This is a genomic window from Gilliamella apicola, from assembly GCF_000599985.1.
Taxonomy (GTDB): Bacteria; Pseudomonadota; Gammaproteobacteria; order Enterobacterales; family Orbaceae; genus Gilliamella; species Gilliamella apicola.
This window is the reverse complement of record NZ_CP007445.1, coordinates 13270-33636: the sequence shown is the minus strand read 5'-3', so window position 1 is coordinate 33636 and position 20367 is coordinate 13270. Positions and strand designations below refer to the sequence as shown.

The following is a 20367-nucleotide window of genomic DNA, read 5'->3' as shown; positions in this document are numbered from 1 at the left end:
CTCCGAGTTGTAAGGTTAAGACTCTCGGTTCATTAGTATCAGTTAGCTCAATGTATCACTACACTTACACACCTGACCTATCTACGTCTTAGTCTCAAACGGACCTTACTGACTCTCATCAGGGAAAACTCATCTCGAGGCTAGTTTCGTGCTTAGATGCTTTCAGCACTTATCTATTCCGCACGTAGCTACCGGGCAATGCAATTGGCATCACAACCCGAACACCAGCGGTGCGTTCACTTCGGTCCTCTCGTACTAGAAGCAAACCCCCTCAATTTTCCTACGCCCATGGCAGATAGGGACCGAACTGTCTCACGACGTTCTAAACCCAGCTCGCGTACCACTTTAAACGGCGAACAGCCGTACCCTTGGGACCTACTTCAGCCCCAGGATGTGATGAGCCGACATCGAGGTGCCAAACACCGCCGTCGATATGAACTCTTGGGCGGTATCAGCCTGTTATCCCCGGAGTACCTTTTATCCGTTGAGCGATGGCCCTTCCATTCAGAACCACCGGATCACTATGACCTACTTTCGTACCTGCTCGAGCCGTCACTCTCGCAGTCAAGCTAGCTTTTGCCATTGCACTAACCTCCTGATGTCCGACCAGGATTAGCTAACCTTCGTGCTCCTCCGTTACTCTTTGGGAGGAGACCGCCCCAGTCAAACTACCCACCAGACAGTGTCCCTTACCTCGATTCAGAAGTATAGGTTAGAACATCAAACATTAAAGGGTGGTATTTCAAGGGCGACTCCATGCATACTGGCGTACACACTTCTTAGTCTCCCACCTATCCTACACATTAAGGCTCAATGTTCACTGTCAAGCTATAGTAAAGGTTCACGGGGTCTTTCCGTCTTGCCACGGGTACACCGCATCTTCACGGCAATTTCAATTTCACTGAGTCTCGGGTGGAGACAGCCTGGCCATCATTACGCCATTCGTGCAGGTCGGAACTTACCCGACAAGGAATTTCGCTACCTTAGGACCGTTATAGTTACGGCCGCCGTTTACTGGGGCTTCGATCAAGAGCTTCTGCTTACGCATAACCCCATCAATTAACCTTCCAGCACCGGGCAGGCGTCACACCGTATACGTCCACTTTCGTGTTTGCACAGTGCTGTGTTTTTATTAAACAGTTGCAGCCAGCTGGTATCTTCGACTGACTTCACCTACATCCGCATGGGATTTCAATTACCATCAGCGTGCCTTCTCCCGAAGTTACGGCACCATTTTGCCTAGTTCCTTCACCCGAGTTCTCTCAAGCGCCTTAGTATTCTCTACCTGACCACCTGTGTCGGTTTCGGGTACGATTAACTATAACCTGAAGCTTAGAGGATTTTCCTGGAAGCAGGGCATCAATTACTTCACTACCTTAGTAGCTCGTCATCACGCCTCAGAGTCTTAGTGACCGGATTTGCCTAATCACACCCCTACACGCTTAACCCACCATCCAATAGGTGGTAAACCTAGCCTTCTTCGTCCCCCCATCGCAGTTATAGCCAGTACGGGAATATTAACCCGTTTCCCATCAGATACGCCCTTCGGCCTCTCCTTAGGGGTCGACTCACCCTGCCCCGATTAACGTTGGACAGGAACCCTTGGTCTTCCGGCGAGCGGGCTTTTCACCCGCTTTATCGTTACTTATGTCAGCATTCGCACTTCTGATACCTCCAGCATACCTCACAGTACACCTTCTACGGTTTACAGAACGCTCCCCTACCCAACACACTTTCGTGCGCTGCCGCAGCTTCGGTGCATAGTTTTAGCCCCGTTACATCTTCCGCGCAGGCCGACTCGACTAGTGAGCTATTACGCTTTCTTTAAATGATGGCTGCTTCTAAGCCAACATCCTAGCTGTCTAAGCCTTCCCACTTCGTTTCCCACTTAACTATGACTTTGGGACCTTAGCTGGCGGTCTGGGTTGTTTCCCTCTTCACGACGAACGTTAGCACCCGCCGTGTGTCTCCCATGATTAAACTTGTCAGTATTCGTAGTTTGCATCGGGTTGGTAAGCCGGGATGGCCCCCTAGCCGAAACAGTGCTCTACCCCCAACAGTTACTCATGAGGCGCTACCTAAATAGCTTTCGGGGAGAACCAGCTATCTCCCGGTTTGATTGGCCTTTCACCCCCAGCCACAGGTCATCCGCTAATTTTTCAACATTAGTCGGTTCGGTCCTCCAGTTAGTGTTAACCAACCTTCAACCTGCCCATGGCTAGATCACCGGGTTTCGGGTCTATACCCTGCAACTTAACGCACAGTTAATACTCGGTTTCCCTTCGGCTCCCCTATTCGGTTAACCTCGCTACAGAATATAAGTCGCTGACCCATTATACAAAAGGTACGCAGTCACTATCACCCAACGGTAACAGCTCCCACTGATTGTACGTACACGGTTTCAGGGTCTATTTCACTCCCCTCCCGGGGTTCTTTTCGCCTTTCCCTCACGGTACTGGTTCACTATCGGTCAATCAGGAGTATTTAGCCTTGGAGGATGGTCCCCCCTTCTTCAGACAGGATATCACGTGTCCCGCCCTACTCTATAAGCTTCCACATAATGCATTTTCATGTACGGGACTTTCACCCTCTATCGTGCGACTTTCCAGACGCTTCCATTAATACATTATGCTACCCGCTTGGGCTTCTCCCCTTTCGCTCGCCGCTACTTAGGGAATCTCGGTTGATTTCTTTTCCTCGGGGTACTTAGATGTTTCAGTTCTCCCGGTTCGCCTCATCTGACTATGGATTCATCAGATGATAGTACAGTCGCCTGTACTGGGTTTCCCCATTCGGACATCAACGGTTATAGCGCCTTTTATCGACTCACCGTTGCTTTTCGCAGATTAACACGTCCTTCTTCGCCTCTGATTGCCTAGGCATCCACCGTGTACGCTTAATTTCTTAACCTTACAACTCACAGTTGTCTTGGTTTTTATTACGCTTTCTTCTCTTTCTTACCTCAAACCAACATACTTTCATATATCAGCTCAACATAAAAACGAGAACTCGTTTCTTTCAGCTTGTTCCTAATTGTTAAAGAGCTTTATACTTCTATTCACTTTACCATCCACCGACTTCAAGTAAATACAAACATAATTTAGTTTAAAAGAGACTTCTTTAATGGTGGAGCTAAGCGGGATCGAACCGCTGGCCTCCTGCGTGCAAGGCAGGCGCTCTCCCAGCTGAGCTATAGCCCCATTTTCTTTCACTTCTCCAACTCGTTAAAGCAAAAATCAGCTAAATTTAAGTTGAATTGGTGGGTCTGAGTGGACTTGAACCACCGACCTCACCCTTATCAGGGGTGCGCTCTAACCACCTGAGCTACAGACCCAATAAAGTGACTCTTTTATAAACAAACAATCTGTGTGAACACTTACGAGCTCTTCGTAAGGAGGTGATCCAACCGCAGGTTCCCCTACGGTTACCTTGTTACGACTTCACCCCAGTCATGGACCACACCGTGGTAAACGCCCTCCCGAAGGTTAAGCTATCTACTTCTGGTGCAACCCACTCCCATGGTGTGACGGGCGGTGTGTACAAGGCCCGGGAACGTATTCACCGTGACATTCTGATTCACGATTACTAGCGATTCCGACTTCATGGAGTCGAGTTGCAGACTCCAATCCGGACTTAGACGTACTTTATGAGGTCCGCTTGCTCTCGCGAGGTCGCCTCCCTTTGTATACGCCATTGTAGCACGTGTGTAGCCCTGGTCGTAAGGGCCATGATGACTTGACGTCGTCCCCACCTTCCTCCGCTTTATCAACGGCAGTCTCCTTTGAGTTCCCGGCCTAACCGATGGCAACAAAGGATAAGGGTTGCGCTCGTTGCGGGACTTAACCCAACATTTCACAACACGAGCTGACGACAGCCATGCAGCACCTGTCTCACAGTTCCCGAAGGCACTCCCGCATCTCTGCAAGATTCTGTGGATGTCAAGACCAGGTAAGGTTCTTCGCGTTGCATCGAATTAAACCACATGCTCCACCGCTTGTGCGGGCCCCCGTCAATTCATTTGAGTTTTAACCTTGCGGCCGTACTCCCCAGGCGGTCGATTTATCGCGTTAGCTTCGGAGCCCATCACTCTAGGCAACAAACTCCAAATCGACATCGTTTACAGCGTGGACTACCAGGGTATCTAATCCTGTTTGCTCCCCACGCTTTCGCATCTCAGCGTCAGTATCTGTCCAGAAGGCCGCCTTCGCCACCGGTATTCCTCCACATCTCTACGCATTTCACCGCTACACGTGGAATTCTACCTTCCTCTACAATACTCTAGTTAACCAGTTTTAAGTGCAATTCCTAGGTTGAGCCCAGGGCTTTCACACCTAACTTAATTATCCGCCTACATGCCCTTTACGCCCAGTCATTCCGATTAACGCTCGCACCCTCCGTATTACCGCGGCTGCTGGCACGGAGTTAGCCGGTGCTTCTTCTGTAATTAACGTCAATTGATGCACCTATTAGATACACCACCTTCCTCATCACCGAAAGTACTTTACAACCCGAAGGCCTTCTTCATACACGCGGCATGGCTGCATCAGGGTTTCCCCCATTGTGCAATATTCCCCACTGCTGCCTCCCGTAGGAGTCTGGACCGTGTCTCAGTTCCAGTGTGGCTGGTCATCCTCTCAGACCAGCTAGAGATCGTCGCCTTGGTAAGCCATTACCCTACCAACTAGCTAATCCCATATGGGTTCATCAAATGGCGCATGGCCCGAAGGTCCCATGCTTTGGTCTCTCAACTTTATGCGGTATTAGCAGTCGTTTCCAACTGTTGTCCCCCTCCATTCGGCAGATCCCCATACTTTACTCACCCGTCCGCCACTCGTCATCAAGTGCAAGCACTCATGTTACCGTTCGACTTGCATGTGTTAAGCCTGCCGCCAGCGTTCAATCTGAGCCATGATCAAACTCTTCAATTTAAAGTTTGATGCTCAATAACTGTCTCTGACATATTCAAATGAATCTTCAGTGTCACTTATCAAGACTTAATTTTTTTTAGTCCGTAGACTTTTAATCTTTCGTCTCGCAAGTGCCCACACAGATTGTCTGTTTCTTCTTTTTAAAGAGCTGACAGCTTTTTTAATTAACTAAATTTTTTGTTATTTAGTTTGCTGTCTCAAGGGTTGCGTATGTTACTCACTTCACTCGCACTCGTCAACCCCTATTTTAGAAATTTTGCTATTTTTGGATTAACTGATTGCTTTTTACTCAAAATAGTGCGTTATAGCGTTATTTTGAGTTGCTTAACTGCATTTACAGCTTTATTTATCGCTTCGGAATTGGTGTCAGCTTTAGCTAATGCTACTCCCATTCGTCTGACACCCTCTACTTCAGGTTTACCAAATAAACGTATATCTGTATGCGGCTCTTGTAATGCTTTTTCTAAATTAGCAAATGTAACTTGATTTGAAGAACCATTTACTAAAATTACTGCTGAAGCTGCAGCTCCGTATTGTTCAATCCTAGGAATAGGTAATCCTAGTATAGCTCTAGCGTGCAATGCAAATTCAGATAAGTTTTGAGATATTAATGTTACCAAACCAGTGTCATGCGGGCGAGGAGAAACCTCACTAAACCAAACTTGATCACCCTTTACAAACAATTCAACACCAAATAAACCTCGTCCTCCTAGTGCTTCAGTTATTTTCGTTGCAATTTCTTTTGCCAGATTTAAGGCTTGATTAGACATTTGTTGTGGTTGCCAAGATTCTCGATAATCCCCTTTTTCTTGACGATGACCGATAGGCTCACAGAATGAAATACCATTGATATGTTTGACTGTTAGCAAGGTGATTTCGTAATCAAAATCCACAAAGCCTTCTATTATTACTTTTCCTTCACCGGCTCGACCGCCTTCTTGAGCATAGGTCCATGAGGAATCAATATCAACTTCACTTCGCAATAATGATTGACCTTTACCAGAAGAACTCATAATTGGTTTAACAAAACAAGGAAAACCGATTTCTGTTATCGCTTGTTTAAATTCTGTTTTATTTGTAGCGAAACGATAGGGTGAAGTCGGTAACTTTAGTTTTTCAGCAGCAAGGCGACGTATACCTTCACGATTCATTGTTAATTGAGTGGCTTTGGCCGTTGGGATAACAGTAAAACCTTTTTTTTCCATCTCAACTAGTGTATCAGTAGCAATTGCTTCTATTTCAGGAACAATATAATCAGGTTTTTCAGTTTCAATGACACTTCTTAGTTCATCACCATCTAACATATTGATTATATAATAACGATGTGCAACTTGCATCGCAGGAGCATTAGCATAACGATCAACAGCAATAACTTCGCAACCTAATCGTTGTAATTCGATTACAACTTCTTTTGCTAGTTCTCCTGCGCCACAAAGTAAAACTTTTGTTGCACTAGGCGATAATGGTGTCCCTATTTTTGTCATAATATCCTCTTATAGGTTTAATCATTATACTTTGTTAATAAGCTTAAAAATAAAAATCGGGATAACTATCCCGATTTTTCTTAATTTAAAATTATACTGTATATGGATCTCGTAAAATCATAGTTTCACTACGATCCGGACCTGTTGAAATAATATCAACTGGCGTTTCCGTTAATTCTTCAATTCGTTTGATATAGGCTTTTGCAGCTTGTGGTAGTGCATCATAACTCTTGATTCCAAACGTTGATTCACTCCAACCAGGCATTGATTCATAAACTGGTTTTACCAAACTCCAATCTTCAGCTGCTGCTGGTGCATTTTTTATTACATCACCATTTGGTAATTGATAGCCTACACAAATTTTAACTTCTTTAAGACCATCGAGTACATCCAGTTTTGTTAGACAAAATCCAGAAACAGAATTAAGTTGTACTGCTTTTCGAATAGCAACAGCATCTAACCATCCTGTACGACGACGACGCCCTGTTGTTGCACCGAATTCATTACCTTTTTTACAAAGGTATTCACCAGTTTCATCGAATAATTCTGTAGGAAAAGGTCCTGCCCCAACTCGTGTAGAGTAGGCTTTAACAATTCCTAATACATAACCAACATAACGAGGACCAAAACCAGAACCAGTTGCCACTCCACCCGCGGTTGTATTAGAAGAGGTCACGTAAGGATAAGTACCATGATCAATATCAAGTAATGTACCTTGTGCTCCTTCGAACATAATTTTTTCGCCTTTTTTTCGTGCATCTTCTAAAAGTGCAGGAATATCGGCAATCATAGACACTAAAGTATCAGCAATTGCTAATGTGTCATCAAGAACTTTCTGATAATCAACTGCATCGGCTTTATAGTAATTAACTAATTGAAAGTTGTGGTATTCCATCACTTCTTTTAATTTTTCAGCAAATACCGCTCTATCAAGTAAATCCCCGACACGAAGTCCACGACGCGCTACCTTATCTTCATAAGCAGGGCCAATACCTCGACCGGTAGTACCAATAGCTTTATTACCACGAGCTTTTTCTCGAGCTTGATCTAATGCAATATGATAAGGCAAAATTAACGGGCAAGATTCAGAGATGAGTAGCCTTTCTTTAACAGGTATGCCTCTAGTTTCAAGTTCTTTCATCTCTTTCATTAAAGCATCGGGGCAAAGCACTACACCATTAGCAATAATACTAGTAACATTATTATGCAGAATTCCTGATGGAATTAAATGTAGTACAGTTTTTTCACCATTAATAACTAATGTGTGACCTGCATTATGTCCGCCTTGATAACGAACAACATATTTTGCTTTTTCAGTAAGTAAATCGACAACTTTACCTTTGCCTTCATCACCCCATTGTGTACCAAGCACAACAACATTATTACTCATAGACTGTTTACTCATTCTGTTATTTATTTGATTTCAATTTCATATACTGGAAAAACTCACTATCAGGACTAATGACCATCACATCATTGCCTGTAAAGCTTTGTTCATACGCTTTTAAACTACGAATAAAACTAAAAAACACCATATCTTTGCCAAAGGCATCAGCATATAGTTTTGCCGCATTAGCATCACCTTCACCACGGATAATACGAGATTGACGCTCTGCTTCAGATAATATTTTGGTTGCTTCAAGTGTAGCTGTTGCTCTTGTTTCTTCAGCTTTTCTGACACCTTCAAAACGTTTATCACGTGCAATAACTTCACGTTCTGCTCGCATTCTTGCATAAATAGAACCAGAAACCTCAGCAGGGAAGTTAATCTGTTTTATGCGAACATCAATGACTTCAACACCAAATGCTCTTAAGCTGGTTTTATTACTTTCAGGATCTTTTTGGGTGTCAGCAACCAATTTATCAATTGGTGCTGAGTCAATTGAGTCTTGATGAGTTCCATTTAAAGCATCTTTAACCCGAATCATTAAAGAATTTCGTGATTTTGTGTCTGCATTAGAATCATTAATAATGTCTTTATTGCTTAATTTACCGATTTCAGCTCTTAAGCGACCATTTAAACGCGCTAAAAGTAAATCTTCAACATTATTACCGCCAGCAACTGTTTCATAATAACGATTAAAATCGACAATTTTCCACTGTACAAAGTAATCAACAATCAATTCTTTCTTTTGTACGTTAAAAAATCGTTGTTCTTTGCTGTTATTAGAACTATTAGTTGTTTGAATTTTCGCATCAATAAGTTTGATACTATCCATACCAGGAACTTTGAAATGTAATCCTGGATTAGATAATCCAATAATTTTATTAAATCTTAAAACAACACCACGTGTACCTTCTTCTACCACATAAGCGCTGGAAAAGAACATACCAATTAAAATTAAAACAACAGGAATCAATAATTTACGCATACTCATCTTTCTCCTTATTATTGTCCCATAGTTCGCATAGTTCTTGCTGTGTTGCTAGTAGAACTATTGTTACTTGTTGTGGTACTTTTTTGTGATTCACTTGCTGTTTGAGGTGTACTTTTTAACGCTTCAGAAGAACTTGGCATATTAAAATTATAGTCACTATTTTGATTTACTGTTGGTGTAGATACTTTTTCACCTTTATTTTTTAGCAGTTGTTCTAATGGTAATACCATTAAATTACCACTTTTATCACTAACGATGACTTTATTAGTTTTCTCTAATATTTTTTCCATCGTTTCAATATATAAACGCTCTTTAGTTATTTCAGGAGCCGCTTTATATTGTGGTAAAATTTGTTCAAAACGTGCAACGTCACCTGCCGCTTCAAGTTCTACTCGAACTTTATAGGCATTAGCATCAGCTAAAATCCTTGCTGATTTACCTTCTGCTTGCTGAACTAATTGGACTTTATCTGCTTCTGCTTGCTTGATTTCACGTTCACTATCGCCTTGAGCTCGAATTGCATCATCATAAGCATCTTGAACCTCATCCGGTGGACGAGCTACTTGGAAGTTTAAATCAACAATATTAATTCCCATATCATAATGGGTTATTACATTAACGAGTTCATCTCTGGTGCTACTTTCAAGAATTGAGCGACCATCGGAAATGATAGCATCAATATTAGAGCTACCCACAGCGGTTCGAAGAGCACTATCTGCAGCTTGGCGTAAGCTATCTTCAACATTAGTAACATTGAATAAATATTTTAATGGATTGCTGATACGATACTGTACGTTCATTTCAACAAAGACAAGGTTTTCGCCTGTCGTAACAATAAAGCCTTGAACATTGAAATTTCGAGTACCTTGGGTGTCAACAACATAGACTTTATCGATTAAGGTAGGTTTCCAATTTAATCCAGGTTGAACAATTTCAGGTTGAACTTGACCAAAGCGAGTAATCACTCCCCTTTGACTTTGGTTAATGGTATAAAACCCACTTAGACCCCAGATAAAAATTAAAGCAATAAATGCTATAGCAATAATTTTTGACGGACTCATCGGTAATTTAGTTTTTGATGAACCGCCATTGTTATTACCTAAATTACCTTTTTTTAGAAAATCTTTAATTTTATCCAATATATCATTTGTTGAATTGGAAGGTTTTTTGTTATTACTTCCCCATGGATCGTTATCTTGTCCGTTATTTCCGGGCTGATTCCACGCCATATTTTATATGCTCCATTTAACGATTAGTTGTTATTTTGCGTATTAATTAAGTATAACAGATCTGGCTCCTGTTTACAGAGACGATTCCATTCAATAGAAGGCATTCTCACATCTAGTTGAAAACTACCATCATCATTAATAAATTCACGTTCTACTGCATTTAACTGATAAAAACGACTTCTGAGTTTTGCCAAATGAGCTGGTAAACTCAACTGACAAACTTGAATCTGTTTAGCAAGCCTTTCTTTTAATGCTATAAATAAGAGATCTAATCCTAAACCATTTTGAGCAGAAATCCAAACACGAATTGGGACTCCTTCTTCATCACGATCAATACTTGGCTGTCTACCTTCAATTAAATCAATTTTATTCATTACTAACAGTGTTGGAATATCATGCGCATCAATTTCAAATAACACTTCTTCTACTGCATGTATATTATCCAACATATTAGGATCCGCAGCGTCAATAACATGCAGCAATAAAGCTGCTTCTTGCGTTTCTAACAATGTTGCTTTAAATGCTGCAATCAGATCATGAGGTAAGTGACGAATAAAACCTACTGTATCAGCCAAAACAACTTCACCTACATCGTCAACTATAATTCGCCTTAATGTAGGATCAAGTGTAGCAAATAACTGATCAGCCGCATAAACATCGGCATTGGTTAGAACATTAAACAGTGTTGATTTACCTGCATTGGTATATCCAACTAAAGATGCTGTGGATAAATCTGCTTTATTTCTTGATTGACGATTTTGGTTACGCTGTTTTTCTACTTTAGCCAATCTTGATAAAATTAATTGAATTCTATGACGAATCAATCGTCTATCGGTTTCTAGCTGTGTTTCACCAGGTCCTCGTAAACCAATACCACCTTTTTGTCGTTCTAAATGTGTCCATCCACGAACCAAACGAGTCGATAAATATTGCAATTGTGCTAATTCAACTTGTAATTTACCTTCATGCGTTCTTGCTCGTTGAGCAAAAATATCTAAAATCAAACCAGTTCGATCAACAACGCGACACTCACATAATTTTTCAAGGTTACGTTCTTGAGTAGGCGTCAATGTATGATTGACTAAAATAACTGAAGCTTGTAGTTCTTTAACTTTTTCAGCAATTTCTAAGGCTTTACCTTCACCAATAAAATATTTGGCTTGAGGTGTTTTTCTTGATGTTGTCACAATATCGAGAATCTCTATTCGAGCAGAAGTAACCAATACTTCAAACTCTTTTAGATCCTCGATATCGCTTTCTTGAGGAAGGAAAACATGGACTAATAAGGCAGATTCACCGCCTTTATATCGCTCAAACAATCAGATTCTCCGCTGATTTAATCAGTTTTCATTTTCCTCTTCTGGCTGAGATACTAATCCAGAAATTGCTCTTGATGGTACAACTGTTGAGATAGCATGTTTATAAACCATTTGGCTTACAGTATTTTTTAGTAATATAACAAATTGATCGAATGATTCGATTTGGCCTTGTAATTTAATACCATTAACCAAATAAATTGATACAGGAATGTGCTCGCGACGAAGCAAATTCAAATAAGGATCTTGTAATGACTGCCCTTTTGACATGAGATTATCCTTTAAAATGAAATAATATGAAGATTGAAATTGTATTTTCAAAAAATAAATATCTATTGTAATTGCAACTATAAAATATTTACGTGAGTAAATATCAAAATAACATAAAAAACACGGTACTTGAACCGTTCAATTGCAATTTATGCACAAATAACTAAAATTTTAATAACTTTACATTAACTAGACACAAAAATATATGAAACCGCCTTATTAAGCTAAAATATTTTAACAAAACTAAATAAACTATCAATAAATAAAAAGACCAAGTAATAAGCAACAAAAATATCTATTTGAAATTAAAAGAGATGATTGAAAATATTTTCCATATTATTTCTATTTAACCACGTTATAGGTTGCTTCCAACCACGAAGCCAGGTAATTTGCCGTTTTGCTAATTGACGAGTAGCGCAAATTCCTTTGAATACCATTTCATCATAACTGGTATCTCCATTTAAGTATTCCCACATTTGGCGATAACCAACACAGCGAATAGAGGGTAAGTTTAAATGTAAATCAGATCGCTGCATAAGTGTTTTGACCTCATTTTCAAAACCTTGATCTAACATCTGTAAAAAACGTTGCTCAATACGCTGATGAAGTTCAGCCCTATCATCAGGCATTATAGCAAATTGCATAATATCATATGGCAAAGCCTCGCCACTTTCTTGGGTTAGCTCGGTTAAACTTTTACCCGTAATAAGATAAACTTCCAAAGCACGATTTAGACGCTGTGGATCGTTAGGATGGATACGCTTAGCGGATATTGGATCGACTTTTTGTAATTCTTCATGAATCGCTTGCCACCCCATTTTATTGGCTTTATCTTCTATTTGCTTACGTATTTCTGGGTTAGCAACAGGAAGCGGTGACAACCCCTCAATTAACGCTTTAAAATATAACATGGTACCACCGACTAACAATGGAATGCGTCCTTTGCTTAGAGTCTTTTCTATTTCGACAATCGCATCATGCCGAAAATTAGCTGCCGAATAGCTTTGTGCAGGATCGCAAATATCAATCAATTTATGCGGATATTTCTGTTGTTCTGCTTTAGTTGGTTTTGCGGTTCCAATATCCATACCACGATAAATAAGCGCTGAATCAACACTTATAATATCAATAGGATAACGCTCATAAAGAGCCATCGCAAAAGCCGTTTTACCGGATGCTGTCGGCCCCATTAAAGAAATAATTTTTGGTTTGTTCATGATAAAATCGATTGAGTAAATAATTGTATATCAACTGGATATAAAAATGTTTGTTGCTGTAACAGATTAATATCTATCTGTTCTAACTGAGCTAATAACTGAATCACTTTCGCTACGCTCCAACATACAGTATGCTCGTCATCATACTGATTGGCTAACCAATTAGCTATCTGCGTTGGATCTAATACTTCCTGTTCTGATTCTGATAAAAAACTAATTAATGCAGGCAAGATTTGTTGCCAATTCATAGTACGCAACATTTTAGGCACACTTTGTAAATGTAATTTTGCTTTATCTATGTAAAAATCAAAACCTAAAAAATGTAATTGCTTTTGATAACTCGTAAGAAGTTGTTGTTCTTTATGATCAATTAATATCGTTAAAGGAATTAATAATTTTTCAGATTCTTGAGATAATAATTTAATTGCTGTTACTTTTTGTTGGGCTACAGGTAATTTCATCAACATTAATTTTTGCTGATTATCTTCATACTTTTCAAGCAATGCCAAATCAGATTGAATGATAGTTAATACTCGACCAAATTGCACTAGCGATGAGCTGTCAAGTTGCTGTTGTAATGATTGTAATGGCACACTTCGTTTAGGAAACAGTGCCTCAATAACTGCTTGTTGTGGTGCAGTTATTGAATCATCTTCTATTGATTGAAAGGATTGTGGCTGAGTTTTTTCTATTTCAACTTTTGGTTTAGTTTCGACTAACTGTCCATAAATTGCATTTTCTTTAAGATGATTAATTGGTTTTTTAGGTAACGAGCCAATTGTTGGATAATTTTTTTGCTCAGTTTCTTTTTTTTCATTAAAGATGTTTTCACCAGCAGCTTGTCGATTCGGAGCCATTACCATTTTTTCGTTATATGCGAGCTGTTGATTTGATTCAAGTGCCATGACAATTGCTTGATAAACAAAATCATGTACTAATCTAGCTTCATGAAACCGAACTTCGTGTTTTGCTGGATGCACATTAATATCGACTTGCTTAGGATCAATTTGTAAAAATACAACATAACTTTGTTGCTCATGAGTACGGCTATTGTAAGCTTGTCGCAATGCATGATTGAGCAATTTGTCTTTGATAACACGACCATTAACATAAAAGTATTGCAGTTCGCTACTTTCACTACTGGTCACCCAGCCTTGAATCACTAAATCATCATGTTGCCAATCTAGTTTTACCGCTTTTTGCATAAACGCACGGCCGCAAACTAATTCGACTCTTTTTTCTAATTCAGATGCTCGATACTGTTTAACCAATTTACCGTTATGTTGCAAATTAAAAGAGACATCAGGACGAGCCAGTGCAATGCGCCGTACAAATTCCTCAATATGCATAAATTCGGTTTTTTCTGTTTTTAAAAAACGGCGCCTTGCAGGAGTATTATAAAATAGGTCAAGAACTTCAACTGTTGAGCCAATGGGATGAGCCGCTGGTTTAATAGTTGGCTTCATATCTCGACCTTCCGCATAAACTTGCCATGCTTCAGACTGTTCGGCCGTTCTCGATGTTAATGTTAATCTAGAAACAGAACTAATACTTGCTAATGCCTCGCCACGAAATCCGAGACTAATAATTGCATCTAAATCATCCAACGTACTGATTTTACTGGTTGCGTGACGCGCTAAAGCAAGTGCTAATTCATCTTTATTAATACCACAACCATTATCACGAATACGAATTAATTTACAGCCGCCTTGCTCAAGATCTATATCAATTTGAGTACTGCCCGCATCAAGGCTGTTTTCAACTAATTCTTTAATAACAGATGCAGGGCGCTCTACTACCTCACCTGCTGCAATTTGATTTGCTAATTGGGGAGATAGAATATGGATTGCCATTAATGTTGTTCTCCAAATTTAGGGTTCTGTTTTACGTAGTTCTTTATACCTTGATAAATGGCTTTAGCAATCTTATCTTGATGGGTATTACTGCTTAACAGACGTTCTTCTTCTTGATTAGAAATAAAACCAACTTCAATTAAAATCGATGGGATATCAGGTGAACGTAAAACACCTAAACTTGCATGTTCCGGCAGATTTTTATGAAGATTAATTACACTTTTGATTGATTTTAAAACTTGCGTTGCTAATTCATAGCCTACTCGCTGAGAATAAGAAAATTGTAAATCTAACACAGCTTGATTTAAGTGACGATTATTATCGTCAGCGAGAACATCACCAGCACCGCCTAATAATTGAGATTTTTTTTCATCTTGTTCAAGCCATCGACCAAGCTCAGTATCGGCTCGTTTGGTCGATAAAACCCAAACTGATGCGCCAGTTGCATTACGATTTGGCGCTGCATCAGCATGAATTGAAACTAATAAATTAGCTTTATTTTTTCGAGCAATGTCTGAACGCTGTGGAACCGAGATAAAAGTATCATTGCTCCGGGTTAATACACCTTTAAAACTAGAATCTTTATTTAACAAATTAGTTAACTTTTTAGCAATTGAAAACGTAACAGTCTTTTCATATAAATTACTTTGACCTATTGCACCAGAATCTTTACCACCATGCCCAGCATCAACAGCGATCACTACTTTAGTTGCATAAGCTGAACTACAAAGCACTAATAACATTAAGAAAGTAAGTAATTTTTTCATCATCTTTTACCGTTAATGTTTATTGTTAAAGATTAATAATAGTTCGACCCTTTTCGTTTTTTGTTTGCACACAAGCCGTACGCTCACAGGCTAGATAAGCCAAATGAATTTCGAGATCAGCACTTGGCAACATACCTTGTGCTTGTTCAGGCCATTCAACTAAACAGATCGAACGCGAAGAAAAATATTCACGAATGCCCATAAATTCGAGTTCTTCAGGATCAATTAACCTGTATAAATCAAAATGATAAACAGAGAAGTCACTAAACTGATAAGGTTCAACTAAAGTATATGTTGGACTTTTGACATTACCTGTATGACCTAATTGTTGTAAAAATCCACGACTAAACGTGGTTTTACCTGCTCCAAGCTCACCCATTAAATAGATAACTATCGTATCATCATGTTTGGATAAATAAGTTAAACATTGCTTAGCAAGTTTGCTACCCAATGAAATGGTTGCTTGCTCATCGGCTAAAATAATAGGTTTCATGATGAATTCTTTGCTCAATAAATAGTCCTTATTATATACTAATAACCATTAAAGATGTACCAAACAAGATTAACTTGCTTTTCTGTCAAAAAGTTTCAGGTTAACTATACGTTTCAGTATAAAAAAAGTGAGAACTATGTTACATACTATTTCAACCGCTAACCAATCAATCGTAGATACACAATTAATATCGCAACAAGATGCTGTTTTATTTTGGCAAAACGGTGTGATTATTGCGCTACAAGATAATCCATTATTGAATGAAATTATCAAGAAAACAGCACATTGCTACATTATTGATAATGATATTCAAGCACGTGGTTTACAGCCATTTATTGATCCAAGAGTCAAAATTATCAATATGCAGCAAGCAGTTGAATTAACAGCAATCAATTACCCACAAATGAATTGGCAATAATAAGGTTATTTGTAAACCAGCCCAAACTGTCAGTTTTAATTATCTTAATCACTGTGTTTTATTATCGATAATTGTGATGTTTTAAATTAATCTCAGCTAATTTGCAAATCTAAATCCCTAGGTTTAATATAATTTTCAATCGTTTTAATTAACATTTAAATCTTAATGACAAATTTATTAACACTATCAGAATGTAATGATCGTTTAAAAAATGGTGATGTTATTGCTTACCCGACCGAAGCCGTTTTTGGATTGGGTTGTGATCCTAACAGTGAAGCAGCTGTACTAACCCTACTAAAGTTAAAGCAACGCTCAATCGATAAAGGGCTAATTTTAATTGCAAGTCATTATCAACAATTACTCCCTTATATTGATGATTCATGCCTTAATAAAGAACAAAAGCAGTTAGCATTTACTAGCTGGCCCGGACCAGTCACTTGGATTTTTCCCAAAAATAGAGCGACTCCCTACTTTTTAACAGGTAAATTTGATTCTATTGCGGTACGAGTCACTGATCATCCTTTAGTTTGTCAGCTTTGTGATCTATTTGGTAAACCACTCGTTTCATCAAGTGCTAATCTTTCAGGTCATAGTCCTTGTCGAACAGTTTTTGAAGTCAAAAAACAATTTGGGGATGATTTTCCTGTATTAAAAGGTGAAACCGGTCATCGTTTACAACCTTCTGAAATTAGAGACATAAGAACAGGTAAAATCATTCGACAAGGATAACATTATGCAAAATTTATATATTGGTGTAATGTCTGGTACCAGTATGGATGGTATTGATATTGCTTTAGTGAATATAACAGAAAAAAAAGTTACATCAATCGCTAGTGATTGTTATCCAATGCCAGCCCATTTAAAACAACTTCTACTGACGTTATGCGAAACTAAACAAACTTCATTACAAAATTTAGGTGAAATTGATCACATACTTGGTCAGCTTTTTGCTGATAGCATAAATCAATTTTTAAAAAATAATCAGATAAAAAAACACCAAATTACAGCTATAGGATGTCATGGGCAAACCATTTACCATGCACCAAATGGCGCAAATCCGTTTACCATGCAAATTGGAGATGCCAATATTATTGCAGCCAAAACAGGCATAACCACTATCGCAGATTTTCGCCGTAAAGATATGGCTTATGGAGGTCAAGGTGCGCCACTGGTGCCTGCTTTTCATAAAGCGGTATTGCAAGATCCTCATATCAATCGTGTGATACTTAATATTGGAGGAATAAGTAATATCACTGTTTTAATACCTCAATACCCTGTAATAGGTTATGACACAGGTCCAGGTAATGTATTACTCGATGGATGGATCAAAGAGCAGTTAGGTAAAAACTATGATCAAGATGGAATATGGGCAAAAACGGGCAACATTAACCAAGATTTATTAAACTATCTTTATAAGGAAAATTATTTTCAAATGCCTGCGCCTAAAAGTACTGGGCGAGAACTATTTAATTTACCCTGGTTACACAATAAATTAGCAGGATTCAATTTAGCTGCGCAAGATATCCAAGTAACTTTAGTTGAGTTGACGGCTTTATCTATTTCCAATGAAATAAAAAAATTACCGATAGAAAATGGATTACCTTGTGAGCTGTTAGTGTGTGGAGGTGGTGCAAAAAACCCTCTTCTTATGGAGCGTTTAACTCGATTGCTTCCTTCATGGACAGTATTGACTACAGATACAAAAGGAATAAAAGGTGATGATATGGAAGCAATTGCTTTTGCTTGGCTCGCTTATTGTAAAATCAATAATCTTCCATCAAATATTCCAGAAGTAACTGGAGCAAGCCAAGCAGTAAGTTTAGGGGTTATTTATCAATAATTATCTTTAATCTGATGATTTTGACTGCTTATTATAACCGATCAATTCAGATATTTTCGCTGCAGCTTGACTAATTTCACTCACTAGTTTAGCTTCATCTTCCTCAGTACTGCATCTAAAAATTGAGGTTGATAGGCTTAAGGCTGCAATAATATTGCCTAAACGATTATAAATAGGTACCGCAAAACAACGTAAACCAAGCTCAGATTCTTCATCATCTTTGCCATAGCCTAAACGTTTAACTTCATCAAGTTCAGCAAAAAATGCCTCTTTACTTGTAATAGTTTTAGGTGTGTATTGAACAAAATCTATACCGTCAACTAAGCTTTTTTTGCTTTCATCATCTAACCAAGCTAATAATACTTTACCCAATCCACTAGCATGAACAGTCGCTTGATTACCTATTTTAGATGTTAAACACAGACTATATTGTTCTGATGCCACTTTATTAATATAGATAATTTGGTCACCTTCACGAACGGCTAAATGAATCGTTTCTTTAGTCTTATCCCTTAACTTTCTCATCTCTAAATCAGCAATAGCTAAGAAGTTTTGGTGATAAAGCACACGGTTACCTAAATCAAGTAATTTCAAATTAAGAGAATATTTATCTGAATCTTCTTCTTGATTAACATAACCTAATGATTTCATGGTTTGTAAAAAGCGATAAGCAGTGCTTTTTGGCATCATTACTTTTTGCGATAATTCTGATATAGCGATGTCTTTAGATTCAGATAAAGCTTCTAAAATTCCGAAAACTTTTAAAACCGAAGCAACCGATTCTGGTGAGCTATCATTCATTATTAGCACATCTCCTTACTGAAAATTAGTCATTATTCTATTATTAAACGATCAACTAGAACAAATCAAAACTATCGAAAGTATATCATAATTAATAATGAGTCGTTACTAGCTATTTTATAAAAAATCTAATCTCTGCGGAGTAAACATATCAAGCAACACACCCGCTTGTTTGCAAACGCAACCATGTTCAATATTAGGTTTTTTATATAACGTATCGCCAGTACGAACAATTTTGGTTTCATCACCAATAGTAAATTCGAATTCACCAGATAAAACATAAGTGAGTTGTTCGTGTGGATGATGATGCATTGCACCAATAGCGCCTGTTTCAAAATGAACTTCAACCGCCATCATATTACCATCATGCGCTAAAACTTTACGTTTAACTCCATTTCCTAAATCAATAAATTCAATATCTGAATTAAAACAAAACATGACATCACTCCTAAATTCATAAAATAAACAAGAGATAATAAAAATATATCTTTATTTTATTATCTCTTTAATTAACTAATTTTTAATCTTATTCAATTAAGGTTGTTTACCAATATAAGCCAAAATACCACCATCAACATAAAGAATATGGCCGTTGACAAAATTTGAAGCTTCAGATGCTAAAAATACGGCTGCACCAGCTAAATCATCAGGGGTACCCCATCGTCCTGCAGGTGTTTTAGCAATAATAAACTGATCAAATGGGTGGCGAGAACCATCTGCTTGTTTCTCACGTAATGGTGCAGTTTGAGGTGTAGCAATATAACCCGGACCAATACCATTACATTGAATATTGGCATGACCAAATTCGGAACAGATGTTTTTAGTTAACATCTTTAAACCACCTTTAGCAGAGGCATAACCAACAACAGTTTCACGGCCAAGTTCACTCATCATTGAACAGATGTTAATAATTTTACCACTGCCTTTTTTAATCATTGAAGGAAGAACAGCTTTTGCCATAATAAATTGACCGGTAAGGTCGATATCAATAATTTTTCGATAATCAGCCGCACTTGTTTCAAGCATTGATTTACGTTGAATAATGCCAGCATTATTGACTAAAATATCAATCACACCATGTTCTTTTTCAATTTGAGCAATGGATTTCTCAACAACTTCTTCATCTGTAATATCAAATAGATAGCCATGTGCGTCAATACCAGCCGCTTTATAAGCATCAAGTCCTTTTTGTAAATTTTCAGGTACCACATCATTAAATACGATTTTCGCTCCAGCATCAGCTAATGATTTTGCTATTTCAAAACCGATGCCATATGAAGCGCCGGTTACCAGCGCTATTTTGTTATTGAGTGAAAATTTATTTAAAATCGACATAATTATATTCTCCGTTATAGTTATGATAGACAAAATGG

Annotated in this window: 15 protein-coding genes, 2 tRNA genes, 2 rRNA genes and 1 pseudogene; 3 read left to right on the top strand and 17 right to left on the bottom strand. The window is 38.5% G+C overall.

From position 1 onward, the window contains the following. Positions 1 to 11: 11 nt before the first annotated feature. The 14 genes and pseudogenes from GAPWK_RS00145 to tsaE form a co-directional block, all read right to left on the bottom strand. Positions 12 to 2910, bottom strand: a 23S ribosomal RNA gene (locus GAPWK_RS00145). Between the two features lie 214 nt (positions 2911 to 3124). Beyond that, positions 3125 to 3200 (bottom strand) — tRNA-Ala (locus GAPWK_RS00140). A gap of 57 nt (positions 3201 to 3257) precedes the next feature. Then, positions 3258 to 3334, bottom strand: a tRNA-Ile gene (locus GAPWK_RS00135). Positions 3335 to 3390: 56 nt separating this feature from the next. Next, positions 3391 to 4928, bottom strand: a 16S ribosomal RNA gene (locus GAPWK_RS00130). The 16S and 23S rRNA genes sit together here with 2 tRNA genes alongside, the layout of an rRNA operon. 302 nt (positions 4929 to 5230) lie before the next feature. Beyond that, a complete protein-coding gene (gene purT / locus GAPWK_RS00125) occupies positions 5231 to 6412 on the bottom strand; it encodes a formate-dependent phosphoribosylglycinamide formyltransferase (protein WP_025314281.1) in 1182 nt (393 codons plus the stop codon). A gap of 91 nt (positions 6413 to 6503) precedes the next feature. Then, positions 6504 to 7802, bottom strand: coding sequence for an adenylosuccinate synthase (locus GAPWK_RS00120; protein ID WP_025314280.1), 1299 nt, complete (start codon positions 7800 to 7802; stop codon positions 6504 to 6506). 19 nt (positions 7803 to 7821) lie between these two features. After that, positions 7822 to 8784 (bottom strand): protease modulator HflC, encoded by a 963-nt coding sequence (hflC, locus tag GAPWK_RS00115; RefSeq protein ID WP_025314279.1) that lies wholly within the window; start codon positions 8782 to 8784, stop codon positions 7822 to 7824. A 17-nt stretch (positions 8785 to 8801) separates the two neighbouring features. After that, positions 8802 to 10019 carry an FtsH protease activity modulator HflK gene (gene hflK / locus GAPWK_RS00110; RefSeq protein ID WP_025314278.1) on the bottom strand — a complete coding sequence of 406 codons (1218 nt, stop codon included), beginning with the start codon at positions 10017 to 10019 and terminating at the stop codon, positions 8802 to 8804. A gap of 23 nt (positions 10020 to 10042) precedes the next feature. Next, the gene (gene hflX, locus GAPWK_RS00105) at positions 10043 to 11338 is read right to left on the bottom strand and encodes a ribosome rescue GTPase HflX (RefSeq protein ID WP_025314277.1); all 1296 of its coding nucleotides are present in this window, start codon (positions 11336 to 11338) and stop codon (positions 10043 to 10045) included. 21 nt (positions 11339 to 11359) lie between these two features. Beyond that, positions 11360 to 11605: an RNA chaperone Hfq gene (gene hfq / locus GAPWK_RS00100; protein WP_025314276.1), complete on the bottom strand. Its 246-nt coding sequence runs from the start codon at positions 11603 to 11605 to the stop codon at positions 11360 to 11362. A gap of 305 nt (positions 11606 to 11910) precedes the next feature. Further along, complete coding sequence (gene miaA / locus GAPWK_RS00095; RefSeq protein WP_025314275.1) at positions 11911 to 12822, bottom strand: tRNA (adenosine(37)-N6)-dimethylallyltransferase MiaA; 912 nt, start codon at positions 12820 to 12822, stop codon at positions 11911 to 11913. Beyond that, positions 12819 to 14675 carry a DNA mismatch repair endonuclease MutL gene (mutL, locus tag GAPWK_RS00090; RefSeq protein WP_025314274.1) on the bottom strand — a complete coding sequence of 619 codons (1857 nt, stop codon included), beginning with the start codon at positions 14673 to 14675 and terminating at the stop codon, positions 12819 to 12821. The genes miaA and mutL overlap by 4 nt, the downstream gene beginning before the upstream one ends. 20 nt (positions 14676 to 14695) lie before the next feature. Next, a pseudogene (locus GAPWK_RS00085) lies at positions 14696 to 15400 on the bottom strand (N-acetylmuramoyl-L-alanine amidase); the annotation flags it as partial. A 67-nt stretch (positions 15401 to 15467) separates the two neighbouring features. Beyond that, entirely contained in the window at positions 15468 to 15935 is a 468-nt protein-coding gene (tsaE, locus tag GAPWK_RS00080) for a tRNA (adenosine(37)-N6)-threonylcarbamoyltransferase complex ATPase subunit type 1 TsaE (protein WP_038516949.1), read from the bottom strand. Between the two features lie 136 nt (positions 15936 to 16071). On the opposite strand from tsaE, the gene tusB reads away from it, so the two are divergent. The 3 genes from tusB to GAPWK_RS00065 all read left to right on the top strand — a co-directional run bounded on the left by tusB (position 16072) and on the right by GAPWK_RS00065 (position 18193). Continuing rightward, positions 16072 to 16353: a sulfurtransferase complex subunit TusB gene (tusB, locus tag GAPWK_RS00075; RefSeq protein WP_025314272.1), complete on the top strand. Its 282-nt coding sequence runs from the start codon at positions 16072 to 16074 to the stop codon at positions 16351 to 16353. 165 nt (positions 16354 to 16518) lie between these two features. Then, a complete protein-coding gene (locus GAPWK_RS00070) occupies positions 16519 to 17082 on the top strand; it encodes a Sua5/YciO/YrdC/YwlC family protein (protein ID WP_025314271.1) in 564 nt (187 codons plus the stop codon). 4 nt (positions 17083 to 17086) lie between these two features. Then, positions 17087 to 18193 (top strand): anhydro-N-acetylmuramic acid kinase, encoded by a 1107-nt coding sequence (locus GAPWK_RS00065; RefSeq protein ID WP_025314270.1) that lies wholly within the window; start codon positions 17087 to 17089, stop codon positions 18191 to 18193. Positions 18194 to 18199: 6 nt separating this feature from the next. Here GAPWK_RS00065 and kdgR read toward each other — a convergent pair whose 3' ends face one another. The 3 genes from kdgR to GAPWK_RS00050 all read right to left on the bottom strand — a co-directional run bounded on the left by kdgR (position 18200) and on the right by GAPWK_RS00050 (position 20323). Then, on the bottom strand, positions 18200 to 18994 hold the full coding sequence (gene kdgR / locus GAPWK_RS00060) for a DNA-binding transcriptional regulator KdgR (protein WP_086271719.1): 795 nt from the start codon (positions 18992 to 18994) through the stop codon (positions 18200 to 18202). 117 nt (positions 18995 to 19111) lie between these two features. Continuing rightward, a complete protein-coding gene (locus tag GAPWK_RS00055; RefSeq protein WP_025314268.1) occupies positions 19112 to 19432 on the bottom strand; it encodes a cupin domain-containing protein in 321 nt (106 codons plus the stop codon). A gap of 96 nt (positions 19433 to 19528) precedes the next feature. After that, positions 19529 to 20323 (bottom strand): gluconate 5-dehydrogenase, encoded by a 795-nt coding sequence (locus GAPWK_RS00050; protein ID WP_038517656.1) that lies wholly within the window; start codon positions 20321 to 20323, stop codon positions 19529 to 19531. Positions 20324 to 20367: the final 44 nt, after the last annotated feature.

What these genes read in the sequence shown, in the direction of transcription:
- purT (WP_025314281.1), bottom strand. Translation starts at nt 6,412, where the DNA reads ATGACAAAAATAGGGACACCATTATCGCCTAGTGCAACAAAAGTTTTA.
- GAPWK_RS00120 (WP_025314280.1), bottom strand. Translation starts at nt 7,802, where the DNA reads ATGAGTAATAATGTTGTTGTGCTTGGTACACAATGGGGTGATGAAGGC.
- hflC (WP_025314279.1), bottom strand. Translation starts at nt 8,784, where the DNA reads ATGCGTAAATTATTGATTCCTGTTGTTTTAATTTTAATTGGTATGTTC.
- hflK (WP_025314278.1), bottom strand. Translation starts at nt 10,019, where the DNA reads ATGGCGTGGAATCAGCCCGGAAATAACGGACAAGATAACGATCCATGG.
- hfq (WP_025314276.1), bottom strand. Translation starts at nt 11,605, where the DNA reads ATGTCAAAAGGGCAGTCATTACAAGATCCTTATTTGAATTTGCTTCGT.
- miaA (WP_025314275.1), bottom strand. Translation starts at nt 12,822, where the DNA reads ATGAACAAACCAAAAATTATTTCTTTAATGGGGCCGACAGCATCCGGT.
- mutL (WP_025314274.1), bottom strand. Translation starts at nt 14,675, where the DNA reads ATGGCAATCCATATTCTATCTCCCCAATTAGCAAATCAAATTGCAGCA.
- tsaE (WP_038516949.1), bottom strand. Translation starts at nt 15,935, where the DNA reads ATGAAACCTATTATTTTAGCCGATGAGCAAGCAACCATTTCATTGGGT.
- tusB (WP_025314272.1), top strand. Translation starts at nt 16,072, where the DNA reads ATGTTACATACTATTTCAACCGCTAACCAATCAATCGTAGATACACAA.
- GAPWK_RS00070 (WP_025314271.1), top strand. Translation starts at nt 16,519, where the DNA reads ATGACAAATTTATTAACACTATCAGAATGTAATGATCGTTTAAAAAAT.
- GAPWK_RS00065 (WP_025314270.1), top strand. Translation starts at nt 17,087, where the DNA reads ATGCAAAATTTATATATTGGTGTAATGTCTGGTACCAGTATGGATGGT.
- kdgR (WP_086271719.1), bottom strand. Translation starts at nt 18,994, where the DNA reads ATGAATGATAGCTCACCAGAATCGGTTGCTTCGGTTTTAAAAGTTTTC.
- GAPWK_RS00055 (WP_025314268.1), bottom strand. Translation starts at nt 19,432, where the DNA reads ATGTTTTGTTTTAATTCAGATATTGAATTTATTGATTTAGGAAATGGA.